Below are 23,623 nucleotides of genomic sequence, written 5' to 3'. Positions count from 1 at the left end.
ATGGCCGAACCGCGCCACGTCGCCGTCATCGATATAGGCAAGACCAACGCCAAGGTGGTGGTGGTCGATCTCGACGCCATGGCCGAGATCGACGCTCGCAAGATGCCAAATAGCGCGTCGAATGACGGGCTTTACCCGCATCATGACACGGAGCGGCTCTGGGATTTCATCATAGCCAGCCTGGCCGACCTTGCGCGTAGGCACGAAATAGACGCCATTTCGGTGACCGCGCATGGGGCGACGGCGGCACTGCTCAATGAGCGCGGTGAACTCGCACTGCCGATCCTCGACTATGAGCATGACGGCCCCGACAGCCTCACTGCCGACTACGATGCCGCCCGCCCACCTTTTGCTGAAAGCGGCACGCCAAGGCTTCCGGTCGGCCTCAATCTCGGCGCGCAAATTTTCTGGCAGTCGAAAGCGTTTCCGGATCAGTTCCCTGCCGTCCGCGCGATCCTTCCTTATCCACAATACTGGGCTCATCGGCTGACAGGCGTGCAGGCAACGGAAGTCACCTCGCTGGGGTGCCATACCGATCTCTGGAATCCGGCCAGGCGCGATTTCTCGACAATGGTCGACCGCCTAGGTTGGCGTCGCCTCATGCCGCCACTGCGATCCGCAAGCGATCGGCTCGGACCGATCCTGCCCGAGATCGCGGCGCGAACCGGGCTGTCACCGCAAACGCCGGTCCATTGCGGCATCCACGATTCCAACGCCTCGCTGCTGCCGCATATCCTCCACCGCAAGCCGCCCTTCGCCGTCATCTCGACCGGTACATGGGTGGTGGCAATGGCGGTCGGCGGTGCGCCGCGTGGCCTCGATCCGGCGCGCGACACGCTGGTCAATGTCAACGCGCTTGGCGACCCGGTCCCTTCGGCGCGTTTCATGGGCGGGCGCGAATACGAGATGCTGATCGGAAACGATGTTTCGCCGGCGTCCGACGAGGACATCGCCCGCGTCCTCGCCGAAAAACTCATGCTCCTGCCTTCGGTCCAGCAGGGCTCCGGTCCTTTTCCGCAACGAACGGCCGAATGGATCGCGCCGCGCAACCTCAAGGCCGGCGAACGATCCGCCATCGTTTCGTTCTATCTCGCCTTGATGACCGCGACCTGCCTCGACCTGATCGGCGCTTCCGGCGAGACGATCGTTGAGGGCGGCTTTGCCGACAATCGGCTCTTTCTCGATATGCTCGCTGCCGCGACCCGAAGACCGGTCTTCGTCAGCGCGGCCAATGCCACCGGCACCAGCCTGGGGGCCGCCGAACTGGCCTTTTCAGGACGTGCGTGCAGCAATGTTGCCCATCGCCGGCCGTCAGATGGCGATCTTCTGGCATCCTATGCCGAGACCTGGCGCTCGCGCATTTCCTGAGAACGCTCTCCCTCTCAAATGCTCCCATTCTGAAAAAAACTCGATCCGGCCGAAACGGCAGGCAGGATTTTGTGATTTTCGGTATTGAAATATTTTTCATTGGGAAATAGAAATGTTCAAACGTTTTTGACGCCCGAATACCAAATGCATGGGAGGACCGGCAATGTCTAATCCGCAGTTCGCTGCAGAGCTTCTTGAGCGCGCCGAACGGCAGGGGCCTATCACCATCGGTCTCGCAGGGGCCGGGCAGATGGGCACGGACATTGTCGTGCAGGTGGCGCTCATGCCGGGCCTCCGCATCGGCGCGATCTCCGAAGTCAGGCCGCAGGCGGCCATCGATGCCGCACTTTTGGCCGGGCATGACCGCTCCGACATCGTGCAGGCCAGTTCCGCCTCGGATATCGACCGCGTCATTGAGGCCGGTAAGGTCGCGGTTACCGAAGACCTTCATGCGCTTGCCGCTGCAGGCCGCATCGACGTCATCATCGACGCCACCGGCAATCCCAATATCGGCACGCTGTTTGCGCTTGAAGTGATGAAAAACGGCAAGCACATCGTCATGCTCAATGTCGAGGCCGACATCACCATCGGTCGTTTCCTCAAGGAGGAGGCCCGCAAGGCCGGCGTCGTCTATACGGGTGCTGCCGGTGACGAGCCTGCCTGCACGCTGGAAATCATCGGCTTTGCCAAGAGCCTCGGCTTTGGCATCGTCGCTGCCGGCAAGGGCAAGAACAACCCCCTCAAGATCGATGCCATGCCGGCCGATTACGAGAAGGAAGCTGCCGAGCGCAAGATGAATGCGCGCATGCTGGTCGAGTTCGTCGACGGCTCCAAGACCGCGATTGAAATGGTCGCCATCGCCAACGCAACCGGCCTCGTGCCTGATGTTCCCGGCATGCATGGCCCGACGGCGACGCTGGAACAGCTTGCCGACGTGCTCTGCCCGAAGGAAGATGGCGGCGTTCTCCATCGCAAGGGCGTCGTCGATTATTCCATCGGCAAGGGTGTCGCGCCCGGCGTGTTCTGCGTTATCGAGACCAAGCATCCTCGCGTGCTGGAGCGCATGATCGACCTGAAGGTCGGCAAGGGCCCGTATTTCACCATCTTCCGGCCCTATCACCTCACCAGCCTGGAAGTGCCGCTGTCGGCAGCCCGCGCCGTGCTTTACAAGCGCGCTGACATGGAGCCGCTCGACCATCCGGTGGCCGAAGCAGTGGCTGTCGCCAAGCGCGATCTCGGCGTCGGCCAGTCGCTCGGCATGATCGGCGAGACGGATTACCGCGGCTTTGCCATGACCTGGGAAGATGCGCGCAAAAAAGGCGCGCTGCCGCTCGGACTTGCCGAACGCGCCAAGGTGGTCAAGCCGCTCAAGGTCGGCGAGTTCCTGACCTACGACAACTGTGTACCTGACGACTCGATGGTGGTAACCCAGATTCGCCGCCGTCTCGACCAGTCGGACGGCCGGTTTGTGACCAGCGCCGTCGCCTGAGAGTTTCATGTCCGATGTCGTAATCGGTATCGATGCGTCGACCACCGCGGTGAAGGCGATCGCCTTCACCCGCGACGGCCGTGAATTGGCGCAGTCGCGCGTTGCCTATCCGCTTTCCAACCCGCTGCCTGGCCATTTCGAGCAGGATCCAGAAGATTGGTGGGCGGCACTGCTGCAGGCTCTGAAAGAGCTTGCAGGCCGCATCGATCCTTCGCGCTTTGCTGCCCTGTCGATAGCCCATCAGCGCGAAACCTTCACACTCATCGACGGCCACGGCAAGGCGCTCAACCCGGCCATTCTCTGGCTGGACGAGCGCGCCCGCCCGCAGGTGGCGCGTCTGTCGAAAGAACTCGGCCGCGATAATATCACGGCATGGAGCGGCAAGCCGCCGGACCCGACGCCGGCGCTTTACGCCATCGCATGGCTTTTCGAACACAGGCCGGAAGCGGTGCGCGCTGCACGCGCCATCGTTGATGTCGACGGCTTCCTGATGCATCGCCTGACCGGCAGGCTCGCCACCAGCACGCCAAGTGCCGATCCGCTAGGCCTGCTCTCGCTCGAAACATCGACCTGGCACCAGACCCTTGTCGAGGCGGCTGGCCTGAAGCTCGAGCAGCTTCCCGAAATCATTGCGCCCGGCACGGTATGCGGTGGGCTGACGCCTGAAGTCGCCAAACTCACCGGCCTGAAGGCCGGCCTGCCGGTCGTTGCCGGCGCCGGCGACGGTCAGGCCATGGGCCTCGGTATGGGCGTGGTGGAGGCAGGAAAGACCTACCTTTCGCTGGGTTCCGGCGTCGTCAGCGGCGCTTATTCAGGAGAGTACAGGACGTCGGAAGGCTTCCGCACGCTGGCGTCGCCGACCGGCTCCGGCTTCATGCTCGAAACCGTTCTGCGCTCCGGCATGCAACTGGTCGACTGGATTGTCAGGACGACGGGTGCGCAGTCGGCCCCGGCGCTGGAAGTGCTGGCGAAAGATGTGGCTGCGGGCAGCGACGGCCTGCTCGTCATGCCCTATTGGGCGGGGGTCATGAGCCCCTATTGGGATGGCGCTGCGCGCGGTTCCATCGTCGGCCTCTCGCTCGATCACAAGCCGGCGCATCTGTTCCGCGCGGTTCTGGAGGGTATCGGCTTCGAGCAGGCGATTGCCACGGAAGCCATGGAAACCAGCATCGGCCACAAATCGCCATCGATGATCGCGGCCGGCGGCGGCACCAATTCGCGCCTGCTGATGCAGATCATGGCGAGCGTGCTCGAGCGGCCGCTGTCGGTTTCGCCGGTCAACGAGGCTGCGGCACTCGGCGCCGGCATGCTTGCGGCCTATGCGGCGGGCTGGTTTCCCTCGGTTGCGGAAGCAAGCAGGGCCATGACGGCCCAGCCGGACAATCGCGTCGATCCGGTGGCGGAACTGTCGGCGAACTACGCAGTTCGCAAGGAGATCTACCGCGACCTCTATCACGCGACGCGAGACATCCATGCCAGGCTTGATGCTCTGAAGAGCGGCTAAAGGCCTAACAATCCCTTGGCCGCTTCCTCATCGGTGATGAGCACCGAAACCTTGGTGCGCGCCAGCATCGCGTTCATCACCGCGACCTTCTCGCGCCCGCCCGAAACCAGGATGGTGTTCGGGATATCGGCGAGTTCATCCATCGGGAAGGCGCAGACACGGTGGTTGACGTCATGGTCAATGGTTTTGCCGTTGGCGTCGACGAAATGGCACAGAATATCACCGACGGCGCCGAGCGCTTTCAGTTCCTCCAGCTCGCTCGGCTTGATGAAGCCATAATTGGCGATCGGGCTGTCCAGTGAGAACGAGCCGACGCTGAGCAGTGCGATATTGGCCCGCCGCGCCCGGAAAACCACGTCCTGAACGCTGCGCTGGCTCATGAAGGCATCACGCTGTTCCGGCTTGTCGGCATAGACCGGAACCGGCAGAAGATAGCATTCGGCGCCGATTTTCTCGGCGAAATCCCACGCACTTTCGGTCGGGTTCAGCGGCTGCGCATGCGTCAGGCCCCCGAGCATGGAAACGACCGTCGTCCTGCTGATCTGGCGGTGCGGCAGCTGGTTGATGGCGAATTTCAGCGTTCGCCCCCAGCCCAGCGCGATGACATCGCCGGCATTCACATTGTCGCCGATATAGGCGGCTGCGGCATGGCCGATCATCATCGGGCTGTTGCGGCTGTCGGCCGCTGCCGGAACCACGATTGCCTGGCCGAGGCCGAAACGCTCTTTCAGCTTCTGCTCCAGCACCACGCAATCGACCACGGTGTCGCTGATGCGGAACTGGACCACGCCTTCCTCGCGGGCGGCGGCCAGGATGCGGTGCACCTTGATGCGCCCGATTCCGAGCAGTTCGGATATCTTCTCCTGGGTCAGGCCCTCGACATAGTAATGCCAGGCCGCGCGCGCCTTGAGCTCAGCGTCGGGAAAGCGCGCGGCGCTGTCATTGTCTGCATTGGTCATCGTGCGCCTGTTCCTTCCCTGCCGGATACGTCCGAACCCGATACCGTTCATAATGCCAGTTTTCGCGTGTCACGAAACCCCATTATCGGGAGCGTTCTGTAAGCCATGTCTTTCATTAGCCGCTTTCCACGCTCCCTCTTGACAATTCGTTCAGTCGGAAGTTACTTTGAACAAAATTACAAAGCAAAGTTAAAATGTTCATCCTAGGGAGGTGTAACTTGGCTTTTGAACGCACGTCATTTCGGCTGGCGTCCGCGCATTGCGCAGGGACGGTGTGCCGATGAGTTCCAAACCCGGCAGCGCCGATCTTTCCGTCTCGGCAGGAGAGCCGCGTGCAGGTGGCCTGAAGCCGCTGTTCGCGACGCTTTTCGCCGGCGCCAAGGGTCCGCTTATCGGCCTCATTCTCCTGTGCCTGGTGCTGTCGGTTTCCACCGATACCTTCCTGACCGTCCGCAACATCCTGAACGTGCTCGACCAGATCACCGTTCTCGGCATCATGGCGATCGGCATGACGCTGGTGATCCTGATCGGCGGTATCGATCTGTCGGTCGGCTCCATCCTGGCGCTTGGCGCCATGGTCCTCGGCTACGTCGTGAACCCCGATTATCTCGGCCTGCCGATCCTGGCCGGCGTTGCCGCGGCCTTGCTCGTCGGCGGGCTTTGCGGGTTGGTTTCCGGCCTGCTGGTGACGGTGGCCAAGCTGCCGCCTTTCATCGCCACGCTGGCCATGATGTCGGTGGCGCGCGGCCTCGCCAACATCATCACCGACGGCTCGCAGATCGTCGGTTTCCCCGACTGGTTCACCAACCTGTCGATCGTTCGCCATTTCGGCTTCATCTCGGTGACGGTTGGCGTCATGATCGTGCTCGGTGTGATCTTCGCGATCTTCCTCAATTACCGCGCCACCGGCCGCAATCTCTATGCGATCGGCGGCAGCCCGGAAGTGGCGCGGCTGTCCGGCATTCCGGTCAACCGGCTGACCAACTGGGTCTATGCCGTCTGCGGCGTGCTGGCAGCTCTTGCCGGCGTGGTGCTTGCCGCACGGCTCGATTCGGTGCAGCCAAGTTCCGGCTTCGGCTATGAGCTCGACACCATCGCAGCCGTCGTCATCGGGGGCGCCAGCCTCAGCGGCGGCGTTGGCTCGATCGGCGGAACGGCCATCGGCGTCCTCATCATCGGCGTGCTGCGCAATGGGCTCAATTTGCTCGGCGTGTCGCCCTTCATCCAGCAGATCGTCATCGGCGTGGTCATTGCCCTGGCCGTTGCGGCCGACACCTGGAGGCGCCGGGCCAAATAATTCCGGCTGGGTTCGCCCGGTCGGAACGGACTTTACTGACACTCGAATTTCATCAGTTCAACGGAGGAGAAATACATGCTGACGAAACGTTCATTCCTGCTTGCTGCCGCGGCCATCGTTCCGCTGCTCGGTCTTGCCAACGGGGCCTCGGCCGCCGAAGCCAAGAAGCTCGGCCTTGCCGTCGCCAATCTGCAGGCCGACTTCTTCAACCAGATCAAGCAGTCGGTCGAAGCCTACGCCAAGGAGAAGGGCCTGGAGGTCGTCACCGTCGACGCCAAGGGCGATTCCGCGACACAGGTCAGCCAGGTGCAGGACCTGATCACGCAGAACATCGATGCGCTGATCTACATTCCGGCCGGTGCCACTGCCGCGACCGTGCCGACCAAGACGGCCAAGGCTGCCGGCATTCCCGTCATCAATGTCGACCGCAATGCCGACGGCGCGCCGGGCGACACCTTCATCGCCACCAACAGCGTTGCCTCCGCCAAGAGCGTCTGCGACTACATCGCCAAGCAGGCCGGCGGCAAGGGCGAGCTGATCATCATCCATGGCCAGAAGGGCACGACGCCTGAAGTCGACCGTTCCAAGGGCTGCGGCGAAGCCCTCGCAGGCTATCCCGACATCAAGGTCGTCGGCGAACTCTGGAGCGAAGGCTGGCATCAGGACGAAGGCTTCAAGCTGACACAGGACCTGCTGCAGTCCCATCCGAACGTCTCGATCGTCGTCGGCCAGGCCGATGCGCTCGCGCTGGGCGCGGCACAGGCGGTCAAGGTCGCCAATCTCGGGCACAAGGTCTGGATTGCCGGCTTCGACGGCGACGTGGCAGCACTCAAGGCGCTGAAGGACGGCGTCTTCGACGTCACCGCCACGCAGCAGACACAAGGCATGGGCCGTCTGGCCGTCGATTCGGCGATCAAGCTGGTCGCCGGCGAGAAGGTCGAGCCGGAGCAGCTTCAGGACGCGACTTTGACCACCAAGGACAATGTCGCGCAGTTCATCGAGAAGCATCCGTAAGCTGTGTCGGGCGAAACGATGTCGATGACAACCTTGCCTCAGGAAGGCTCCCATCAGGGGCTTTCCGTGCGCGGCCTGTGCAAGAGTTTCGGGCCGATCCAGGTGCTGACCGAAGCGAGCTTCGACGTCAGGCCAGGCGAGGTCGTGGCGCTGCTCGGTGAGAACGGCGCCGGCAAGTCGACCGTTTCCAACATCATCGCCGGATCGCTTCACGCAGACCGCGGCGCGATCACCTGGCAGGGGAAGCCCTATTCCCCTGCCAGTCCGGCACAGGCGATCGATGCCGGCATCGGCATGATCCATCAGGAACTGAAGCTTCTTCCCGATCTTTCGGTTGCTGAGAATGTCTTCGTCGGGCGCATGCTGACGCGCGGCGGCGCCATCGACCGCGCCAGGATGAACGAACGCGCCTCCGCTCAGCTCAGGCGGCTCGGCCTCAACGTTTCCCCCGATACCAAGGTTCGCGACCTCCGCGTCGCCGCCCAGCAGCAGGTCGAGATCGCCAAGGCGCTGACGCTTGATGCCAAGCTCCTGATCTTCGATGAGCCGACGGCTGCCCTTGGCGGTGACGAGACGGCACTTCTGTTCGAGCAGATCCGCAAGCTCAAGGCCGAGGGCATGGGCTTCATCTATATCAGCCACCGCCTCGAGGAGATCGTGCAGATCGCCGACCGCATTGTGGTGATGCGCGACGGGCGGGTGGTCGCGCGCCATGACCAGGGCGATATACCCATCCGCACGGTCGTCGAGCAGATGGTCGGCCGCAGTGTCGACCGCATGTTCCCGACACTCGACGAGCCGCGCCCCGAAGTGCTGCTCGAGGTCGATAACCTTTCCTCGCCCGACCGCACTTTCAACGATGTCAGCTTCTCCGTGCGCGCCGGTGAAATCCTCGGCATTGCCGGCCTGATTGGCGCCGGCCGCACCGAACTCGTCCGCGCCATCGCAGGTGCTGACCCGATCTCCAGCGGTAAGGTCACCGTTGCCGGCAAGCCGGTGCATCTCGATGGTCCGGCCGCCGCCATCAAGGCGGGCGTCGTGCTGGTCCCGGAAGACCGCAAGGGGCAGGGCGTCGTGCTTGACCAGACCATCGGCGAGAATCTGGCGCTCGGCAATTTCGACCATGTCGCACCGGGCGGCTGGGTGTTTCCGAAGGCGGTACAGAAATTCGCCGAGACGGGCATCCGCAAGCTCGGCGTCAAGGGCCAGCCGGGTCAGGCTGTGCGCAAGCTCTCCGGCGGCAACCAGCAAAAGGTGGTGATCGCCAAATGGATCGCGCGGCCGCCGAAGATCTTCATCCTAGACGAGCCGACGCGCGGTATCGATGTCGGCGCGCGCGCTGCGATCTACGATGTCATCGCCGACCTCGCGCGTTCCGGCATGGCGGTCGTTGTGGTCAGCTCGGATCTTGAGGAAGTGCTCGGCCTGTCGCATCGCGTCATGGTGCTGAGCCGGGGCCGCCAGCGTGGTATCCTGCCGAGGGCGGAAGCGAACAATGTGGCGGTGATGGAACTGGCGACGAGCTAGACCAGCGCGGTGCGGACATAGCGCAACAGGGTAAGCCTCCCAAGCACCCGACCGCGCCGGGCGCCAGCGCCAAGTGCTGGCGCCCGCTCATTCGGGCAGGCAGTCTTTCGAGGGATGGAGACACAACCGTGGAACTCTTCGATCTGAGCGGCGAAATCGCCTTCGTCACCGGTGCGGGCAGCGGCATCGGCCAGCGCATCGCCATCGGCCTTGCCGAGGCTGGCGCGGATGTCGCCTGTTTCGGCCATGCTTCCAAAGGCGGTCTCGACGAGACGGCGAACAGCATCGCAGCACTCGGCCGCAAGGCGCTGGTGCTCAACGGGACGGTGACCTCGGAAGCCGATCTGGTTTCGGCGGTTGAACGCGTCGAAAAGGAACTCGGAGCGCTGACGATTGCCGTCAACAATGCTGGCATCGCCAATGCCGCGCCTGCCGAGACGCTGCCGCTGGAGCAGTGGCAGAAGCTCTATGAGGTCAATGTCAACGGCGTGTTTCTGTCCTGCCAGGCGCAGGCTCGCGTGATGCTGCCGCGCCGCAAGGGATCGATCATCAACATCGCCTCGATGTCCGGCTCCATCGTCAATCGCGGCCTCACCCAGGCGCATTACAATTCGTCCAAGGCAGCCGTCATCCACATGTCGAAGAGCCTGGCGATGGAGTGGGCCGATCGCGGCCTCCGGGTCAATGTCATCAGCCCCGGTTACACGCTGACGCCGATGAACCGCCGGCCGGAAGTGGCCGATCAGGTCAAGATTTTCGAGCGCGATACGCCGATGGGGCGCATGGCCAGCGTCGACGAGATGGTCGGCCCGGCGGTGTTCCTGGCGAGCCGCGCATCCTCGTTTGTCACCGGCATCGACCTCATCGTCGATGGCGGCTTTGTATGCTGGTAAGGGAGAAGCAAGTGCAGAAGCGCTTTGAAGGAAAGACCGTCGTCGTAACAGGCGCGAGCGGCGGCATTGGTGCTGCCATGGCGAAGCGTTTCGCCGATGAAGGTGCGGCCATCGTCGTCAGTGCCATCGACGCGCGTGTCGAGCAGGTCGCCGACGCATTGCGCAAGGACGGCGCCAAGGTGGTCTCCCAAATCATGGACGTGACCGACAGCAAGGCCGTTGCAGCGCTATACGATCTTGCCGAGCGCGAATTCGGCCGCGTCGATATCTCGATCCAGAATGCCGGTGTCATCACCATTGCGAAAATCGAGGACATGACTGAGGCCGAGTGGGACAAGGTTCTGGCCGTCAACACCAAGGGCGTGTTCCTGTGCTGCCAGGAAGCCATCGCGCGCTTTCGCAAGCATGGCGAAGGCGGGCGGCTGATCAACACGGCCTCCGGTCAGGCGCGCCAGGGTTTCATCTATACGCCGCATTACGCCGCGTCGAAGTTCGGCGTCGTCGGCATCACCCAGAGCCTTGCCAAGGAAGTCGCCAAGGAAAACATCACCGTCAACGCGATCTGCCCCGGCATCATCGACACGGACATGTGGGCCTACAACGACAACGCCTGGGGCAAGCTGCTTGGAGATTACAAGCCGGGCGAACTGATGGCCGAGTGGGTGAAAGGCATTCCCATGGGCCGCGCCGGCAGCGGCGCTGACGTTTCCGGGCTGGTTGCGTTTCTCGCTAGCAACGACGCTGCCTACATCACCGGCCAGACCATCAATGTGGATGGCGGCCTCATTATGTCGTGAGCCCAAGCAGCGCTGGCGCTCACTGCGTCAGCGCTATGGCATCTTCCGGGCGCACGATGTCCGCGGGGCAGGCCGGCGCGACGGTCACGGCGAACAAGCGCAGGGCTGGCTCGTCAAAGCCGATATAGCGGGCGAGCCGGCGGCGATAGTTTTCGATCCACGTGCTCGTCACCGGCTGCTGGTCGTAGAAGCGGCCGTCGAAGGCATAAAGCAGCCGCTCGTTGGTGGCCTGCTGGGCGACGATGGCGCGCGACCAACCCTCCGGTGCGACCTCGGCGATGCGCACGCGGCAATCATCGAGGGTTCCCACGATCCAGGCAGGAGCACCGACCGGATTGAAAGGCTGAACCGCAAGGCCGCGCTGGTTCATCAGCGCGACGGCCGCTGCACCTTCATCGGAAGCGACATCCGGCGTCCGCGCGAGGCTCGCTACCTTGCCCGCAAGGGTGGCGCAGAGCAGCAATCCCAGGGCGAGGCTAGCGAGTGACGGGCGCATCGAAACCGATCCTGTTGTAGCCGATGAAGGCAATCACACCGAAGGTGAGCCAGCCGGCTACGCTTGCGCCGATCGGCCCGTGCAGAAGCTCGTACTCCCAGGGGTAAAGCCCGATCAGGCTGATACGCGTGATGTTGATCGCGACGACGGCGGCGGCACTCGCAGCGGTCCAGCCGATCGCGGGCAAGGTCCAGCGCCCGCTGCGCAGGTTGACGAAGACCGCCGCACTGACGAAGACGAGCGAAAGGTTCGCCAGCGAAGAGCAGGCCGGTGCGATGAACAGCGACCCGGAACCGTCGGCAAGCGGCACGACATTGGCGACCGGCACCGTTCCAATCATCCAGCCGACAAGCCTGGCGTCGATATGCAGGATCGTCCCGCTGAATGCCGCAAAGGCAAGGCGCGTCCAGAACAACGGAATGGTCAGCGCAAAGACGATCGCCGCGGCGCGCCTGGTTGTCTCGTCGTTGGCCGTGCGCCGAAGGTGAACGGCGATCAGGCCGATGCCGAGCCAGCTCAGGGCAGGCACAGGTGCAAGGAACGCAAGGCCGGCGAGGAAACTCACCAGCACATCGCCCCGCCGAAAAACCTGCTCGGCGGATGGTCGCAGAAGCATCGCCAGGGCAGCGAAACAGGCGCCCCAGAGAATGATGCTGATCTCGAAGGTGTTGAATATGGCGGCGGCAAACCCACTGTCGGTCACGGACCTGTAGACTTTTTCACTGATGCCGTTTGCGAAGCCGACAGCCACCAAGCCGGCAAAGAAAGACTGCCGTGTCAGGGCAATGGTTCCGAGCCACGGAAGAGCGGCCGGCCGAAGCAATGGCGCGTGATGGTCTTCGCCCCCTGCCACGCCGGAACTGGATCTTGCCACCTGCCCACCACCTCGCATCTTCGGCTCGGATCAAGCTATTCTTTGTTCTTGCGATTACGCTTTCTCAGCCAGACAAGTCCGCCGACAGCCACGACGATCGGCAATCCTGCGCCGGCCAACGGTCCCGGCACGGCATAACCTTTCGAGCCTCCAGGTCCCCAACCCAGGCCAGGTGTGGGGCCGCGATCAGGCGGCTGCTCGGCAAGTGCCGGCGCTGCTGTCATCAGCCCGAGGATGGCCACGAAAAGGAATGATCGGAAGCCAGACATGGCTACCTCCTGTCAAATTGGTTTGAACAGAAGATTATGCCTTTGACGGCGGGTAGGTGAGGCATCCGTTCGATGTAATTCGGCCTCACCAGGGCGCTTGAGAGCCGGATTACTCCTGGCTCTTGCCGTCTTTGCCGCGACGGTTGCGCTTCTTCAGCCAGACATAGCCGCCGAATGCGGCCAGAACCGGCAGGCCGACGCCGGCAAGCGGACCAGGTACGCCGTAGCTCGTTCCGCCGCCGCCACCGCCGCCGCCGCCATAGCCGCCACCGCCGAGATCGATCTTAATGATGCCGAGGTCGATCGTCAGAGCAGATGCTGGAGATATTGCCATAAGACAGAGTGCTGCCGCGCAGACGGTTGATCGAATGCCATGCATGATAAACCCCCATGATGTTCAAGCCACACGGGAAGAATATTCCTTTGCCTGCGGGTAGGTGACGCATCTCTTTGGTGTAGGGAGTTCGCCGGGCGATCCTCTGCTTTGTCTAGCTCGGTTGAGCAGGGATATTGTCGATCAGACGTACGCCACCGAGGAAAGCGGCGACAAGCAGCCGCGCCGGACGGTCGAGACTGTCCATCGGCTGCAGATCGTCCTCGGCTCGAAGTTCGAGATACTCGACCTCGCTGAAACCGGCCGCCTGAATGGACGTAATCGCGTGATCCAGCACCGGCTTCGCAAGCCTGCCGTCACGCAGCTTTTCCGCCGCTGCGAACAATGCCTGGGCCAGTCTCGGCGCGATTGCGCGATCTTGCGGCGAGAGCCGCACATTGCGCGAGGAGAGCGCCAGCCCGTCGGCCTCGCGCACGGTCGGGCAAGGCACGACCGTGATCGGGATGTCGAGATCGCGCGCCATGCGCTTAACGACATGCAATTGCTGGAAATCCTTCTCGCCGAAGAAAGCCATGTCGGCCCCGGTCTGGAGGAAGAGCTTGGCGACGACGGTGGCGACACCATCGAAATGTCCGGGCCGATGCGCCCCGCACAGCCCCTCGCTGACGCCGCTTACCGAGACGGTCGTCGAGAAGCCCTGCGGGTAGATTTCTGAGGCATCCGGCACATAGAGCATATGCGCGCCGACCGGCGAAAGCTTGGCTGCGTCTTCCTTCTCGGTGCGCGGATAGGCGGCGAGGTCGGCGGGATTGTTGAACTGCTTGGGATTGACGAACAGCGTGACGATAACGCGGTCTGCCTGCTCCAGGGCAGTGCGCACCAGGCTCAGATGCCCTTCATGCAGCGCCCCCATGGTTGGCACGACGCCGACTTTCAAACCTTCGCGCCGCCATTCGGCAACGGTGGAGCGGAGTTCGGCAAGCGTTCTGACGATCGGCACGCTCATGCGGCGGCCCCGCCCTGGATCGCCTTCGGATTGTCGCCGAAAACATGTTCGCTGGCTGGAAAGCGATGCTCGCGCACATCGGCGGCATAGGCTGCAATCGCGGTCTCGGCATCGCGGCCGAGTTCGGCGTAGCGCTTGACGAATTTCGGTCGGAAATCCGCGAACTGCCCGAGCACGTCGTCGACGACGAGGATCTGCCCGTCGCAGGCGGTGGACGCGCCGATGCCGATGGTGGGGATGGCGATCTTCTGCGTGATCGAGCGGGCGAGCGGTTCCACGACCTTTTCCAGCACCACCGAAAACGCGCCGGCCTCTGCAACGGCGACCGCATCGCGAAGGATCCGCTCGCCGGCCTCGCCACGGCCTTGCACCTTGTAGCCACCGAATGTGTTGACGGCCTGCGGCGTCAGCCCGACATGGGCCATGACCGGAATGCCACGGCCGGTCAGGAAGTGGATCGTCTCGGCCATGCTCTCGCCGCCTTCCAGCTTCACCGCCGCGCAGCCGGTTTCCATCATCAGGCGCGCGGCGTTGCGAAATGCCTGCGCCGGGCCTTCCTCATAGGAACCGAAGGGCATGTCCACCACCAGCAGCGCGCGCTCGACGCCGCGCCGCACGGCCTGTCCGTGCATGATCATCATCTCCAACGTCACGCCCAGCGTCGAAGGCAGGCCGTGCAGGACCATGCCGACGCTGTCGCCGACGAGAACCACGTCGCAATGACGGTCGACGATGCGCGCCACAGGCGTCGTATAGGCTGTAAGGCAGACGATGGGTGTCCGGCCTTTCCTGTCCGCGATATCCGGGGGTGTCAGCGCTTTTGTCTCTGCCGTTGCACTCATCGGCCTCTCCTTCCCTAGGGGTACTCTCTCCCGCCCCGCGCGCGGTTTTACATGGTTTTGTGCAAATGCGAAGGAAATTGTTGCGCTGCGGCGGAACACTGCCGGAAAGGAAACCGCCCGCCAGGACCTTTTCGCCGGCTAGGAATTTCGATGGTAGTGCCTTGATCCGGCACAGTTTTCGTCGTTGCGCTGATCCGACAATGATGGCACCTTGAGCCATCGCTTTGCATCTTCGGGTGGAAGAGCGTGCACGGCGACAGCATTTGCGAGGGACACTTGCATGGCGCTTCGAGGGGACGATAGCAGCCGCCTCTTTCCGACGGTCGCCTTGGCCGTTGCCCTGATATTGCTGCAAGCCTGCAGCGAACAGAAGCAGAGCACGCCTGAAACCATCCTCAATGTGAAGGCGATCAAGGCCGAGACGGTCGACTACCGCCCTCGCTTCTCGCTGACCGGCCAGGTCACCGCCCGCAACGAAGCCAGGCTTTCCTTCGAGGTCGGCGGGCAGGTTACGGAAGTCCTTGCCGATGTCGGCGTCCATGTCGAGGCCGGCGCGCTTCTCGCCCGGCTGGACCCCAAGCAGCAGAATTCCGACGTGGCTTCCGCCGAAGCCAGCGTCGACTCCGCGCAGGCACAGCTTGCACAATCCACCGCCGCCTTCGAGCGGCAGAAATCGCTGCTTGCCGGTGGCTTCACGACCAAAAGCACCTACGACAACGCGGCCGAAGCCATCGACGTTGCGAAGGGCACGCTGGAAACCGCCAAGGCGCAGCTCTCGATTGCCCGCAAAAGCGTTGCCGACACGGAGCTGAAAGCCCAGCAGGCTGGTATCGTCAGCACCCGCAACATCGAGGTCGGGCAGGTGGTGCAGGCGACACAGACCGTTTTCATCGTCGCAGTGGATGGTCCGCGCGATGCCGTCTTCCAGGTTCAGGAGCAGGTCGTAGCCCACATGCCCGAAGACCCGCTTATCCAGATCGGATTGCTTTCCGACCCCGAGGTCAAGACGACAGGGCATGTCAGGGAGGTCGCGCCCTCCATCGATCCGACCACCGGCACCGTCCAGGTCAAGGTCGCGCTCGACCAGACGCCGGCACGCATGACGCTCGGCGAGGTGGTGCTGGGAACCGCCCCGGTGCCGGGCATTCAAGCTTTCATCATCCCCTGGTCGGCTATGATGATCGACAACGGAAAGCCTGCCGTTTGGACGGTCGATGCTGCGTCGAACACCGCCAGCCTCGCGCCGATCACGGTGGACCGCTACGAAACCGGCCGGATCATCGTCCGCGACGGGTTGAAGGACGGCGATCTCGTCGTGACGGAGGGCGCCCAGCTTCTGCGCGCCGGCGCGAAGGTCAACATGTCGCTGGAGGGTGCCCAATGAGACGGGCCGGCGTCGTTTCGATCCTGCTGCTCGCCGCCCTGTCCGCCGGATGCAAGCCCAGCGAAGAAAAATCCGCCGAGCCGGTGCCAAGAACGGTGCGCTCGGTGATAGCCGCTGTGCCGGATATAAAGTCGACCGGCTTCACCGGTCTGGTGCAACCGCGCTATGAGGCCGCCCTCGGCTTCCAGACCACCGGCCGTATCGTCTCGCGCGACGTCGAGCTTGGCAGCCTCGTTACCAAGGGCGAGCTTCTGGCCACCATCGACGGCGAGCAGATCATGCTTGCCGCGCGTTCCGCCGAATCGCAGGCCACGGTGGCCGCCGCGCAGCTTGCCAATGCGCAGGCGAGTGAAGGGCGGCTGCGAACGCTGCTTGCCGAGAAGAGCATTTCGCAAGCCGATTTCGATTCGGCCACGCTCGCCACCGCAACGGCGCAGGCGCAGGTAAGGCAGGCACAGGCCGAGCTCGACAAGGCCAAGGACCGGGTGAGCTATCTGGAGCTTCGCGCCGAAACCGATGGCGTGGTGACCGCGGTCGATTCCGATGTCGGGCAGGTCGTCTCGGCTGGAACGGCGGTCATCACCGTTGCGCGAACCGACGTGCGTGAAGCGGTCGTGGATATTCCCAACGAAATCGCGGCCGGAATGCGCCCGGACGCCGAGTTCGATGTCGTCCTTGCCGTCGATCCGCGCACCCGCGCCAGTGGCCGCATCCGCGAGATCGGGCCGCAGGCCGATGCCGCCACCCGCACGCGGCACGTCAAGATTCTTCTCGATAATCCGCCGGAAGCCTTCCGTCTCGGCTCGCTCGTCACCGCCTTTCCAAAGGAGGCGCCCTTCACCCAGATCGTTCTGCCGGTTTCGGCAGTGTTCGAAAAGGACGGCAAATCTTCGGTATGGGTGGTCGACCAGACGGCGAAAACCGTGTCCGAAAAACCTGTCGAAACAGGCAAGACGCTCTCAGGCTATGGCATCGAGATCAACAGCGGTCTCGCCGTCGGCGACCGCGTGGTGACGGCCGGCGTGCATGAGCTCAAGGACGGCCAGCGCGTGAACATCGATGGCGGTATCGAAGAATGAACGGTTTCAACCTGTCCGACTGGGCGCTGCGCCACCGATCGCTGATCTGGTACCTGATGGTCATCGCGCTGGTGGCGGGTGTGCTTTCCTATCTCAATCTCGGGCGTGAGGAAGATCCGGCCTTCGCCATCAAGACGATGACGGTCAGCGCTTCCTGGCCGGGTGCTTCGCTCGACGAGACGCTGTCGCAGGTCACCGAACGCATCGAACGCAAGCTCGAGGAACTCGACACGCTCGACTACACCAAGAGCGTCACGACGCCGGGCCAGACCACCGTATTCGTCAATCTGGCCGAATCGGTGCGCGGCGTGCGCATCACCGACAGCTGGACGCGCGTCCGCAACATGATGGCCGACATTCGCGGCGATTTCCCGGATGGCTTCGCCGGCTTTGCCTTCAACGACCAGTTCGGCGATGTGTTCGGCAACATCTATGCCTTCACCACAGACGGCCTGACGCCGCGCCAGCTGCGCGATTACGTGGAAGAGGTCCGCCGCCGCGTTCTTGCCATTCCCGAAGCGGGCAAGATCGACATACTCGGCGCGCAGGACGAGGTCGTCTATCTCGAATTCTCGACCCAGCGCATCGCTGCGCTCGGCCTGGACCAGCAGGCGGTCATCGACACGCTGCAGAGCCAGAATGCGATCACGCCGTCCGGCGTCATCCAGGCGGGGCCCGAGCGGATCGCCGTCCGCGTCAGCGGGCAGTTCACCTCCCAGGAAAGCCTGCGCAACGTCAATCTGCGCGTCAACGACCGCTTCTTCCGCCTGAGCGATGTCGCCACTATCAGCCGCGGTTATGAAGACCCGCCACAGTCGCTGTTCCGCTATGGCGGCAAGCCGGCCATCGGCCTGGCGATCGGCATGAAGGACGGCTCCAACATTCTCCATTTTGGCGAGAAGCTGAAGGAGACCATGGCGCGCGTCGAGCAGGAATTGCCGATCGGCGTCAACGTGCATCTGGTGGCGGATCAGCCGGCGGTGGTCGAGGAAGCGGTCGGCGGCTTCACGCGGGCGCTGTTCGAAGCGATTGCCATCGTGCTTGCCGTCAGCTTCATCAGCCTCGGCTTCCGCGCCGGCATCGTCGTCTCGCTGTCGATCCCGCTGGTTCTGGCGATGACCTTCGTCTTCATGGAATATCTCGGCATCAATCTTCAGCGCATTTCGCTGGGCGCGCTCATCATCTCGCTCGGGCTTCTGGTCGACGACGCGATGATCGCCATCGAAACCATGGTGACGCGGCTGGAGGCCGGCGACACCCGCGAGAAAGCGGCCGGCTATGCCTGGACGTCGATCGCCTTCCCGATGCTGACCGGCACGCTGGTGACCGTCGCCGGCTTCATCCCGATCGGCCTGAACAGCAGCAGTGCCGGCGAATACACCTTCTCGCTGTTCGAGGTGATCGCCATTTCGCTGCTTCTTTCCTGGGTGGTCGCGGTGCTGTTCGCGCCATTGCTCGGCGCGACCTTCCTGCCCAAGAACATGAAGAAGCATGAGGACCATGTCGGCTGGGTGCGCAAGAAATTCCGCCAGGTGCTGCACGCTGCCATGCGCTACCGCTGGATAACGATTGCCGCCACGCTGGTGCTGTTTGTCGGAGCACTTCTCGGCTTCCGCTTCGTGCAGCAGCAGTTCTTCCCGCCCTCGGACCGCCCCGAGCTCATCGTCGACATGACCTTGCGCCAGAACAGCACGATCCGCGAAACGCAGGTGCAGATGGACCGGCTGGAGGCGAGCCTCGTCGGCGACGACGACATCGTGCGCTGGACATCCTATGTCGGCGCCGGTGCCGCCCGCTTCATCCTCTCTTATGACGTCCAGCCGCCCAACCCCTATTTCGGCCAGGTGGTGATCCTGACCAAGAGCGTCGAGGCGCGCGAGCGCCTCCGTGCCAAGCTCGTGGAGAAGGCGCAGAAAGAGTTCCAGGGCATCGACGTGCTGGTGAAGGGCCTTGAACTCGGGCCGCCGGTGGGCCGACCGATCCAGTATCGCCTCAGTGGGCCCGACGTCGAAAAAGTGCGCGCGTTTTCGCTGCAACTGGCCGACGTGCTGGGCAAGGACACGCGGGTGGGTGCGGTCGTCTATGACTGGAACGAACCGTCGCGCGTGATCAAGGTCGACATATTGCAGGACAAGGCACGGCAGCTTGGCGTCAGTTCCGAGCAGATCGCGTCGAGCCTCAACAGCATCGTGGCTGGTGTCACCGTCACGCAGATACGCGACAGCATCTATCTCGTGAATGTGGTGGGTCGCGCGCAGGCGGTCGACCGGAACTCGGTAGAGGCGTTGCAGGGCTTGCAACTGCCAAGCGGCAGTGGAAGCTCTGTCCCGCTCGGCGCCATCGCCACATTCGAATACGGGCTTGAGCAGCCGGTGGTGTGGCGGCGTTCGCGTCAGCCGACTATTACCTTGAAGGCCAGCATCGTAGGTCCCGCCCAGCCGGCGACGATCGTGACGAGCCTCGCGCCGGCTGTTGCCGAATTCTCCGGCAAGCTGCCGCTCGATTACAAGGTAGAGGTCGGCGGCACCGTCGAAGACAGCGGCAAGAGCCAGGCACCCATCGTTGCGGTCGTGCCGCTGATGCTGCTGACGATGCTCACTCTGCTGATGCTTCAGCTCCAGAGTTTCAACAGCATGGTTCTCGTGGTCAGCGTAGCACCACTCGGCCTGATAGGTGTCGTCGCGGCGCTGGTGCCGTCCGGCGCGCCGCTTGGGTTCGTCGCCATATTGGGTGTGCTGGCGCTGATCGGCATATTGATCCGCAACTCGGTCATTCTGGTCACGCAGATCGATGCGTTGAAGGCGGAGGGCAAACCGCTATGGGAAGCCGTCTATGAGGCAAGCGACCATCGCGCCCGCCCGATCCTGCTGACGGCTGCCGCCGCCAGCCTCGCGCTCATTCCGATTTCGCGCGAGATCTTCTGGGGCCCGATGGCCTATGCGATGATGGGCGGTATCATCGTCGGCACGCTGATCACGCTGATCTTCCTGCCCGCGCTCTATGTCGCCTGGTTCCGGGTCCGCGAGCCTGAAGCCGAGCCGGCGGTCGCGGAAGAATAGCGGCCGCGGCTTGGGCGGCGGCATATTCTTGACGTGATTGCGCGCCACATCCGTTCCGCCGGATCGCGATGCACGCCGGCATATCGACTGCCGGAAGCGTGACGGAAGACCAGATTGAACATGAAGACGAGAATTTTCGCGGGCGCAGCCCTGTGTGCCCTGCTGTTTCTTGCCGCCTGCCAGACGGCGCGCGCTCCGGGCGAGGGCGCCGGCGCCTCCAGTTCAGCCTATAGCTATCTCGCCGAGATACGCTCGGCAAACGGGCTGGGCACGCTGGTGGCGGACTCCCGCCTGGAGAAAGCAGCCCTTCAGCAGGCCGGCTATATGGCGCGTTCTGGTCGCATGACGCACACGACCGGCTGGGGCAAGGACTTTTCGGCGCGCATGAAGGACAATGGCGTCGAGGGGGCGGCGGCGGAAAATGTCGCCCATGGCGGCATGGACATGGCCAAGCTCTTTTCCATGTGGATGAATTCGCAAGGCCACCGCCGCAACATGCTCGACGCGCGTTTCAGCCGTTATGGCCTCGCCTATGTCCGCGACGAGGCCGGCAGCGACCGCAAATACTGGGCGCTTGTGCTCGGCAGGTAAAACCGCCGAGCACTGTTCTCACATTTAGCAGGCAGCATTCGCCAGTGCTGCGCTCACGCGGTCCTGCTTGCGCTCAAGTGCCCGGCTGAGCAGGGCGAGCAGAAGACCCGCGACCGTTACCAGCGCCGCCACCCAGGTCACCGCGCCGAGGCCGGGGCCATGCTCGATCACCACGCCGCCGAGCCAGGCACCGATCGCATTGCCGAGATTGAAGGCCGCGATGTTGAGGCTCGATGCAAGCGTCTGGCCGCCACCTTCCGCCTTCTGGAGAACGCGAAGCTGCAAGGGCGCAACCGTGGCGAAGGCGGCAGCACCGAGCAGGCCGACGAACAGCACCGCCGCGATCTGGTTGTGGAACGCGAAGGTCATCAGGCCCATCACCACCGCCAGCGCGGTCAGGGTTCCGAGCAAGGTCGCCATCAGCTTGCGGTCGGCAAGGCGTCCGCCGATGAGATTGCCGGCGATCATACCGCCGCCGAACACCAGCAGGATCGGCGAAACCGCTGTTTCGGGAAAGCCGGTCACCTGCGTCAGCAGCGGCTGGATATAGGTGAAGACGGCAAACACGCCTGCATAGCCAATCACGGTGATAAGCAGGCCGAGCAGCACCTGCGGTCGTGCGACCGCCGCAAATTCCTCACGCAGCCGCACCGGCTCGTCGGTCGCCTTGTCGCCGGGCACCAGCAGGGCGATAGCAGCAAAGCCGATGACGCCGATGGCAGCGACCGCCCAGAAGGTCGAGCGCCAGCCGAAATGCAGGCCGAGCCACGCGCCGAAGGGCACGCCGAGCAGGGTCGCAAGCGTCAGGCCGGTGAACATGATCGAAATGGCGGAGGCCTTGCGATCCTGCGGCACCAGGCCGGTCGCGACGACCGCGCCGACGCCGAAGAAGGTGCCATGGGTGAGTGCCGTGATGACCCGCGCCACCATCAGCCAGGTGTAGTCCGGCGCCAGCGCACTCGCCGCGTTACCGACGATGAAAATCACCATCAGCGTCAGCAGCACCGCCTTGCGCGGCAGCCTGAGGGTGAGGATGGTGAGGATGGGTGCGCCGACGAAAACGCCGAGCGCGTAGCCGCTGATTAGCAACCCGGCGGCGGCAATGGTTACGTTGAGGTCCGCCGCCACTTGCAGCAGCAGTCCCATGATGACGAATTCCGTGGAGCCGATGCCGAAGGCCCCAACGGTCAATGCGTAAAGCGCCCTGGGCATGGTCGAATTCCTTGTCAGCGCGGGTGAAAGATCGACCCTATATGGACCTCGATCCACCTGTGAGGTAGAATGCTTTTGGGAAAATCATTTATGAATTGAAGTCACCATGGCACGACTGGATGTCAACCGCTCGGGCGAGATGGAAGTCTTCGTCAGGGTCGTCGAACTCGGCGGATTTTCGGCCGCCGCCCGCGCTTTCCGCATGACGCCGTCGGCGGTCAGCAAGCTGGTGGCGCGGCTTGAGGCGCGGCTCGGCACGCGGCTGGTCAACCGCTCGACGCGGCGTCTCCAGCTCACACCGGAAGGCGGCGTTTTCTACGAGCGCAGCGTGCGCCTGCTCGCCGATCTAGACGAGGCCGAGCGATGCGCCTCGGCAAACGAGATTCCAGCTGGCCGCCTTCGCGTCAACACCAATTTCGCGCTGGGCCGGCACTATTTGCTGCCGCTGCTCCCGGACTTTCTCGCCGAGAACCCGGCCGTCACGCTCGATATCGCACTCACCGACACGGTCGTCGACCTCATGGAGGAACGCACCGACGTCGCCATCCGCAGCGGGGAGCTCAAGAACTCGCAGCTGATCGCGCGCAAACTGGGAGGATCGCGCATGGTGATCGTAGCGAGCCCGGATTATCTCGCCCGTCGCGGCACGCCACGCACACCGGCCGATCTCGCCGGGCACAATCTCCTCGGCTTCTCTTTCGCACGCTATCTCGACGGCTGGCCCCTCATGGAGGATGGCACGGAAATCCGCGTTCCGGTTTCCGGCAACATGCAGATCAGCGACGGCGATGCGCTGATGCAGCTGACGCTTGAAGGGCTCGGACTTGCGCGCCTTTCCGATTATCATGCGCGCGCCGAGGTGGCGGCGGGCCGGCTGGTGCCGGTGCTGGAAGACTGCAACCCCGGCGACATCGAGCCGGTGCATGCCGTGTTCCTCGGGCAGGGCGGTCATCTGCCGGCCCGCGTCCGCGCGTTTCTCGACTTTCTCGTGCGGCGCCTCAAGATTTAGTTGGGGCCGCACCAGCCCGGCAGATAGTTCGCTTCCCTGGTCTTTGCGAGCTTAAGCGCCTGCCTGGCGATCTTGTCGAAATCGTCGTCCAGACGCGCGGCGTCGAAGCGACGGCGGAAGAAATCGGCCCAGAGAAACTCGCTGAACGGAACGATGCTCTTGGCATAGCCGCCGTTCCGCAGCACGTCGCCGGCGAGGCTGCGGAACGGATCGTCCGTCAAGCCACTGACCGTCTTCGGGATGTCGGCATAAGTCCTGCGCGCACCAGACTTGTCGAAGGGATGCATCCAGGAACGATTGTCGAGCACGATCAGGAACGCCTCCTTGTCGAGCGCGGAAAGATCGGAAATCACCGTCACGAAGACTTCCCTGATGCCCTCTTCCTGCAAGGCGCGGGCAAGATGGTGGTGATCGACGATATGGTAAAATCCCTTAGGCCCGAGAACGGCAGGGATAAAATGATGGCCGAGGAATTTGCCCTTCTTGCTGTTCGGCAACGCGCGCAGTTCGTGGCGTTTGAACGCCACTTCGCGCAAGCCCACGGTCATCTGTGTCGGCCGCAACACCTCGATCGGGACCGGTTTCAGATTGGGTTTTACGTCGTCGGCCATCATGTTGCC

22 protein-coding genes are annotated in these 23,623 nt (G+C 63.4%); 13 read left to right on the top strand and 9 right to left on the bottom strand.

Features of this window, described 5'->3' with window-relative positions; all coding sequences use genetic code 11:
* The 3 genes from BM413_RS05940 (at window position 1) to BM413_RS05930 (ending at window position 4,361) form a co-directional block, all read left to right on the top strand.
* Window positions 1-1,368: an FGGY-family carbohydrate kinase gene (locus BM413_RS05940; RefSeq protein WP_091911387.1), complete on the top strand. Its 1,368-nt coding sequence runs from the start codon at window positions 1-3 to the stop codon at window positions 1,366-1,368.
* A 163-nt stretch (window positions 1,369-1,531) separates the two neighbouring features.
* Window positions 1,532-2,857 (top strand): NAD(P)H-dependent oxidoreductase, encoded by a 1,326-nt coding sequence (locus BM413_RS05935; RefSeq protein WP_091911386.1) that lies wholly within the window; start codon window positions 1,532-1,534, stop codon window positions 2,855-2,857.
* A gap of 7 nt (window positions 2,858-2,864) precedes the next feature.
* A complete protein-coding gene (locus tag BM413_RS05930; protein ID WP_091911384.1) occupies window positions 2,865-4,361 on the top strand; it encodes a xylulokinase in 1,497 nt (498 codons plus the stop codon).
* On the opposite strand, the gene BM413_RS05925 is transcribed toward BM413_RS05930, so the two are convergent.
* Window positions 4,358-5,320 carry a sugar-binding transcriptional regulator gene (locus BM413_RS05925; protein WP_091911382.1) on the bottom strand — a complete coding sequence of 321 codons (963 nt, stop codon included), beginning with the start codon at window positions 5,318-5,320 and terminating at the stop codon, window positions 4,358-4,360. The genes BM413_RS05930 and BM413_RS05925 overlap by 4 nt on opposite strands.
* Before the next feature lie 280 nt (window positions 5,321-5,600).
* Here BM413_RS05925 and BM413_RS05920 point away from each other — a divergent pair, with 280 nt between their 5' ends.
* The 5 genes from BM413_RS05920 (at window position 5,601) to BM413_RS05900 (ending at window position 10,848) form a co-directional block, all read left to right on the top strand.
* Window positions 5,601-6,617: an ABC transporter permease gene (locus BM413_RS05920; protein ID WP_091911380.1), complete on the top strand. Its 1,017-nt coding sequence runs from the start codon at window positions 5,601-5,603 to the stop codon at window positions 6,615-6,617.
* A 75-nt stretch (window positions 6,618-6,692) separates the two neighbouring features.
* Complete coding sequence (locus BM413_RS05915) at window positions 6,693-7,631, top strand: sugar ABC transporter substrate-binding protein (protein WP_091911378.1); 939 nt, start codon at window positions 6,693-6,695, stop codon at window positions 7,629-7,631.
* Window positions 7,632-7,649: 18 nt separating this feature from the next.
* Window positions 7,650-9,158: a sugar ABC transporter ATP-binding protein gene (locus BM413_RS05910; RefSeq protein ID WP_091911376.1), complete on the top strand. Its 1,509-nt coding sequence runs from the start codon at window positions 7,650-7,652 to the stop codon at window positions 9,156-9,158.
* 128 nt (window positions 9,159-9,286) lie between these two features.
* Window positions 9,287-10,051: an SDR family oxidoreductase gene (locus BM413_RS05905; RefSeq protein WP_091911374.1), complete on the top strand. Its 765-nt coding sequence runs from the start codon at window positions 9,287-9,289 to the stop codon at window positions 10,049-10,051.
* An 11-nt stretch (window positions 10,052-10,062) separates the two neighbouring features.
* On the top strand, window positions 10,063-10,848 hold the full coding sequence (locus BM413_RS05900; protein ID WP_244537781.1) for an SDR family oxidoreductase: 786 nt from the start codon (window positions 10,063-10,065) through the stop codon (window positions 10,846-10,848).
* 19 nt (window positions 10,849-10,867) lie between these two features.
* On the opposite strand, the gene BM413_RS05895 is transcribed toward BM413_RS05900, so the two are convergent.
* From BM413_RS05895 to panB, 6 genes are all read right to left on the bottom strand, one after another.
* Entirely contained in the window at window positions 10,868-11,344 is a 477-nt protein-coding gene (locus BM413_RS05895) for a hypothetical protein (protein WP_091911371.1), read from the bottom strand.
* Window positions 11,325-12,218, bottom strand: coding sequence for a hypothetical protein (locus BM413_RS33545; protein WP_244537779.1), 894 nt, complete (start codon window positions 12,216-12,218; stop codon window positions 11,325-11,327). Before BM413_RS33545 ends, BM413_RS05895 begins: the two co-directional genes overlap by 20 nt.
* 35 nt (window positions 12,219-12,253) lie before the next feature.
* Window positions 12,254-12,487, bottom strand: a complete 234-nt coding sequence (locus BM413_RS05885) for a hypothetical protein (protein WP_091911370.1) — start codon at window positions 12,485-12,487, stop codon at window positions 12,254-12,256.
* 109 nt (window positions 12,488-12,596) lie between these two features.
* On the bottom strand, window positions 12,597-12,821 hold the full coding sequence (locus BM413_RS05880) for a hypothetical protein (RefSeq protein WP_091911368.1): 225 nt from the start codon (window positions 12,819-12,821) through the stop codon (window positions 12,597-12,599).
* A gap of 154 nt (window positions 12,822-12,975) precedes the next feature.
* Entirely contained in the window at window positions 12,976-13,827 is an 852-nt protein-coding gene (panC, locus tag BM413_RS05875; protein ID WP_091911366.1) for a pantoate--beta-alanine ligase, read from the bottom strand.
* Window positions 13,824-14,669: a 3-methyl-2-oxobutanoate hydroxymethyltransferase gene (panB, locus tag BM413_RS05870; RefSeq protein ID WP_091911364.1), complete on the bottom strand. Its 846-nt coding sequence runs from the start codon at window positions 14,667-14,669 to the stop codon at window positions 13,824-13,826. The genes panC and panB overlap by 4 nt, the downstream gene beginning before the upstream one ends.
* A 280-nt stretch (window positions 14,670-14,949) precedes the next feature.
* Between panB and BM413_RS05865 the strand changes: the two genes are divergently transcribed.
* The 4 genes from BM413_RS05865 (at window position 14,950) to BM413_RS05850 (ending at window position 20,782) form a co-directional block, all read left to right on the top strand.
* A complete protein-coding gene (locus tag BM413_RS05865; protein WP_091911363.1) occupies window positions 14,950-16,053 on the top strand; it encodes an efflux RND transporter periplasmic adaptor subunit in 1,104 nt (367 codons plus the stop codon).
* Window positions 16,050-17,132 (top strand): efflux RND transporter periplasmic adaptor subunit, encoded by a 1,083-nt coding sequence (locus BM413_RS05860; RefSeq protein ID WP_091911361.1) that lies wholly within the window; start codon window positions 16,050-16,052, stop codon window positions 17,130-17,132. Before BM413_RS05865 ends, BM413_RS05860 begins: the two co-directional genes overlap by 4 nt.
* Window positions 17,129-20,191: an efflux RND transporter permease subunit gene (locus BM413_RS05855; RefSeq protein ID WP_091911359.1), complete on the top strand. Its 3,063-nt coding sequence runs from the start codon at window positions 17,129-17,131 to the stop codon at window positions 20,189-20,191. The genes BM413_RS05860 and BM413_RS05855 overlap by 4 nt, the downstream gene beginning before the upstream one ends.
* A gap of 120 nt (window positions 20,192-20,311) precedes the next feature.
* The gene (locus BM413_RS05850; protein ID WP_091911357.1) at window positions 20,312-20,782 is read left to right on the top strand and encodes a CAP domain-containing protein; all 471 of its coding nucleotides are present in this window, start codon (window positions 20,312-20,314) and stop codon (window positions 20,780-20,782) included.
* Window positions 20,783-20,806: 24 nt separating this feature from the next.
* Here the strand turns inward: BM413_RS05850 and BM413_RS05845 are convergent, their stop codons facing one another.
* A complete protein-coding gene (locus BM413_RS05845; RefSeq protein ID WP_091911355.1) occupies window positions 20,807-21,994 on the bottom strand; it encodes an MFS transporter in 1,188 nt (395 codons plus the stop codon).
* Between the two features lie 106 nt (window positions 21,995-22,100).
* Here BM413_RS05845 and BM413_RS05840 point away from each other — a divergent pair, with 106 nt between their 5' ends.
* A complete protein-coding gene (locus BM413_RS05840) occupies window positions 22,101-23,003 on the top strand; it encodes a LysR family transcriptional regulator (RefSeq protein WP_091911353.1) in 903 nt (300 codons plus the stop codon).
* On the opposite strand, the gene BM413_RS05835 is transcribed toward BM413_RS05840, so the two are convergent.
* Window positions 23,000-23,614: a ParB-like protein gene (locus BM413_RS05835; RefSeq protein ID WP_091911734.1), complete on the bottom strand. Its 615-nt coding sequence runs from the start codon at window positions 23,612-23,614 to the stop codon at window positions 23,000-23,002. The two genes, BM413_RS05840 and BM413_RS05835, sit on opposite strands and share 4 nt — an antisense overlap.
* Window positions 23,615-23,623 lie beyond the last annotated feature (9 nt).

It is taken from the genome of Mesorhizobium sp. YR577 (assembly GCF_900116595.1).
In the GTDB taxonomy this organism is placed as follows: domain Bacteria; phylum Pseudomonadota; class Alphaproteobacteria; order Rhizobiales; family Rhizobiaceae; genus Mesorhizobium_M.
The sequence above is the reverse complement of the archived record's forward strand: the minus strand, read 5'-3'. Positions and strand labels throughout refer to the sequence as shown.

Excerpts from the sequence above, each read along its gene's own strand:
- BM413_RS05940 (WP_091911387.1), top strand. The coding sequence starts at position 1 with ATGGCCGAACCGCGCCACGTCGCCGTCATCGATATAGGCAAGACCAAC.
- BM413_RS05935 (WP_091911386.1), top strand. The coding sequence starts at position 1,532 with ATGTCTAATCCGCAGTTCGCTGCAGAGCTTCTTGAGCGCGCCGAACGG.
- BM413_RS05930 (WP_091911384.1), top strand. The coding sequence starts at position 2,865 with ATGTCCGATGTCGTAATCGGTATCGATGCGTCGACCACCGCGGTGAAG.
- BM413_RS05925 (WP_091911382.1), bottom strand. The coding sequence starts at position 5,320 with ATGACCAATGCAGACAATGACAGCGCCGCGCGCTTTCCCGACGCTGAG.
- BM413_RS05920 (WP_091911380.1), top strand. The coding sequence starts at position 5,601 with ATGAGTTCCAAACCCGGCAGCGCCGATCTTTCCGTCTCGGCAGGAGAG.
- BM413_RS05915 (WP_091911378.1), top strand. The coding sequence starts at position 6,693 with ATGCTGACGAAACGTTCATTCCTGCTTGCTGCCGCGGCCATCGTTCCG.
- BM413_RS05910 (WP_091911376.1), top strand. The coding sequence starts at position 7,650 with ATGTCGATGACAACCTTGCCTCAGGAAGGCTCCCATCAGGGGCTTTCC.
- BM413_RS05895 (WP_091911371.1), bottom strand. The coding sequence starts at position 11,344 with ATGCGCCCGTCACTCGCTAGCCTCGCCCTGGGATTGCTGCTCTGCGCC.
- BM413_RS05885 (WP_091911370.1), bottom strand. The coding sequence starts at position 12,487 with ATGTCTGGCTTCCGATCATTCCTTTTCGTGGCCATCCTCGGGCTGATG.
- BM413_RS05880 (WP_091911368.1), bottom strand. The coding sequence starts at position 12,821 with ATGGCAATATCTCCAGCATCTGCTCTGACGATCGACCTCGGCATCATT.
- panC (WP_091911366.1), bottom strand. The coding sequence starts at position 13,827 with ATGAGCGTGCCGATCGTCAGAACGCTTGCCGAACTCCGCTCCACCGTT.
- panB (WP_091911364.1), bottom strand. The coding sequence starts at position 14,669 with ATGAGTGCAACGGCAGAGACAAAAGCGCTGACACCCCCGGATATCGCG.
- BM413_RS05865 (WP_091911363.1), top strand. The coding sequence starts at position 14,950 with ATGGCGCTTCGAGGGGACGATAGCAGCCGCCTCTTTCCGACGGTCGCC.
- BM413_RS05860 (WP_091911361.1), top strand. The coding sequence starts at position 16,050 with ATGAGACGGGCCGGCGTCGTTTCGATCCTGCTGCTCGCCGCCCTGTCC.
- BM413_RS05855 (WP_091911359.1), top strand. The coding sequence starts at position 17,129 with ATGAACGGTTTCAACCTGTCCGACTGGGCGCTGCGCCACCGATCGCTG.
- BM413_RS05850 (WP_091911357.1), top strand. The coding sequence starts at position 20,312 with ATGAAGACGAGAATTTTCGCGGGCGCAGCCCTGTGTGCCCTGCTGTTT.
- BM413_RS05845 (WP_091911355.1), bottom strand. The coding sequence starts at position 21,994 with ATGCCCAGGGCGCTTTACGCATTGACCGTTGGGGCCTTCGGCATCGGC.
- BM413_RS05840 (WP_091911353.1), top strand. The coding sequence starts at position 22,101 with ATGGCACGACTGGATGTCAACCGCTCGGGCGAGATGGAAGTCTTCGTC.
- BM413_RS05835 (WP_091911734.1), bottom strand. The coding sequence starts at position 23,614 with ATGGCCGACGACGTAAAACCCAATCTGAAACCGGTCCCGATCGAGGTG.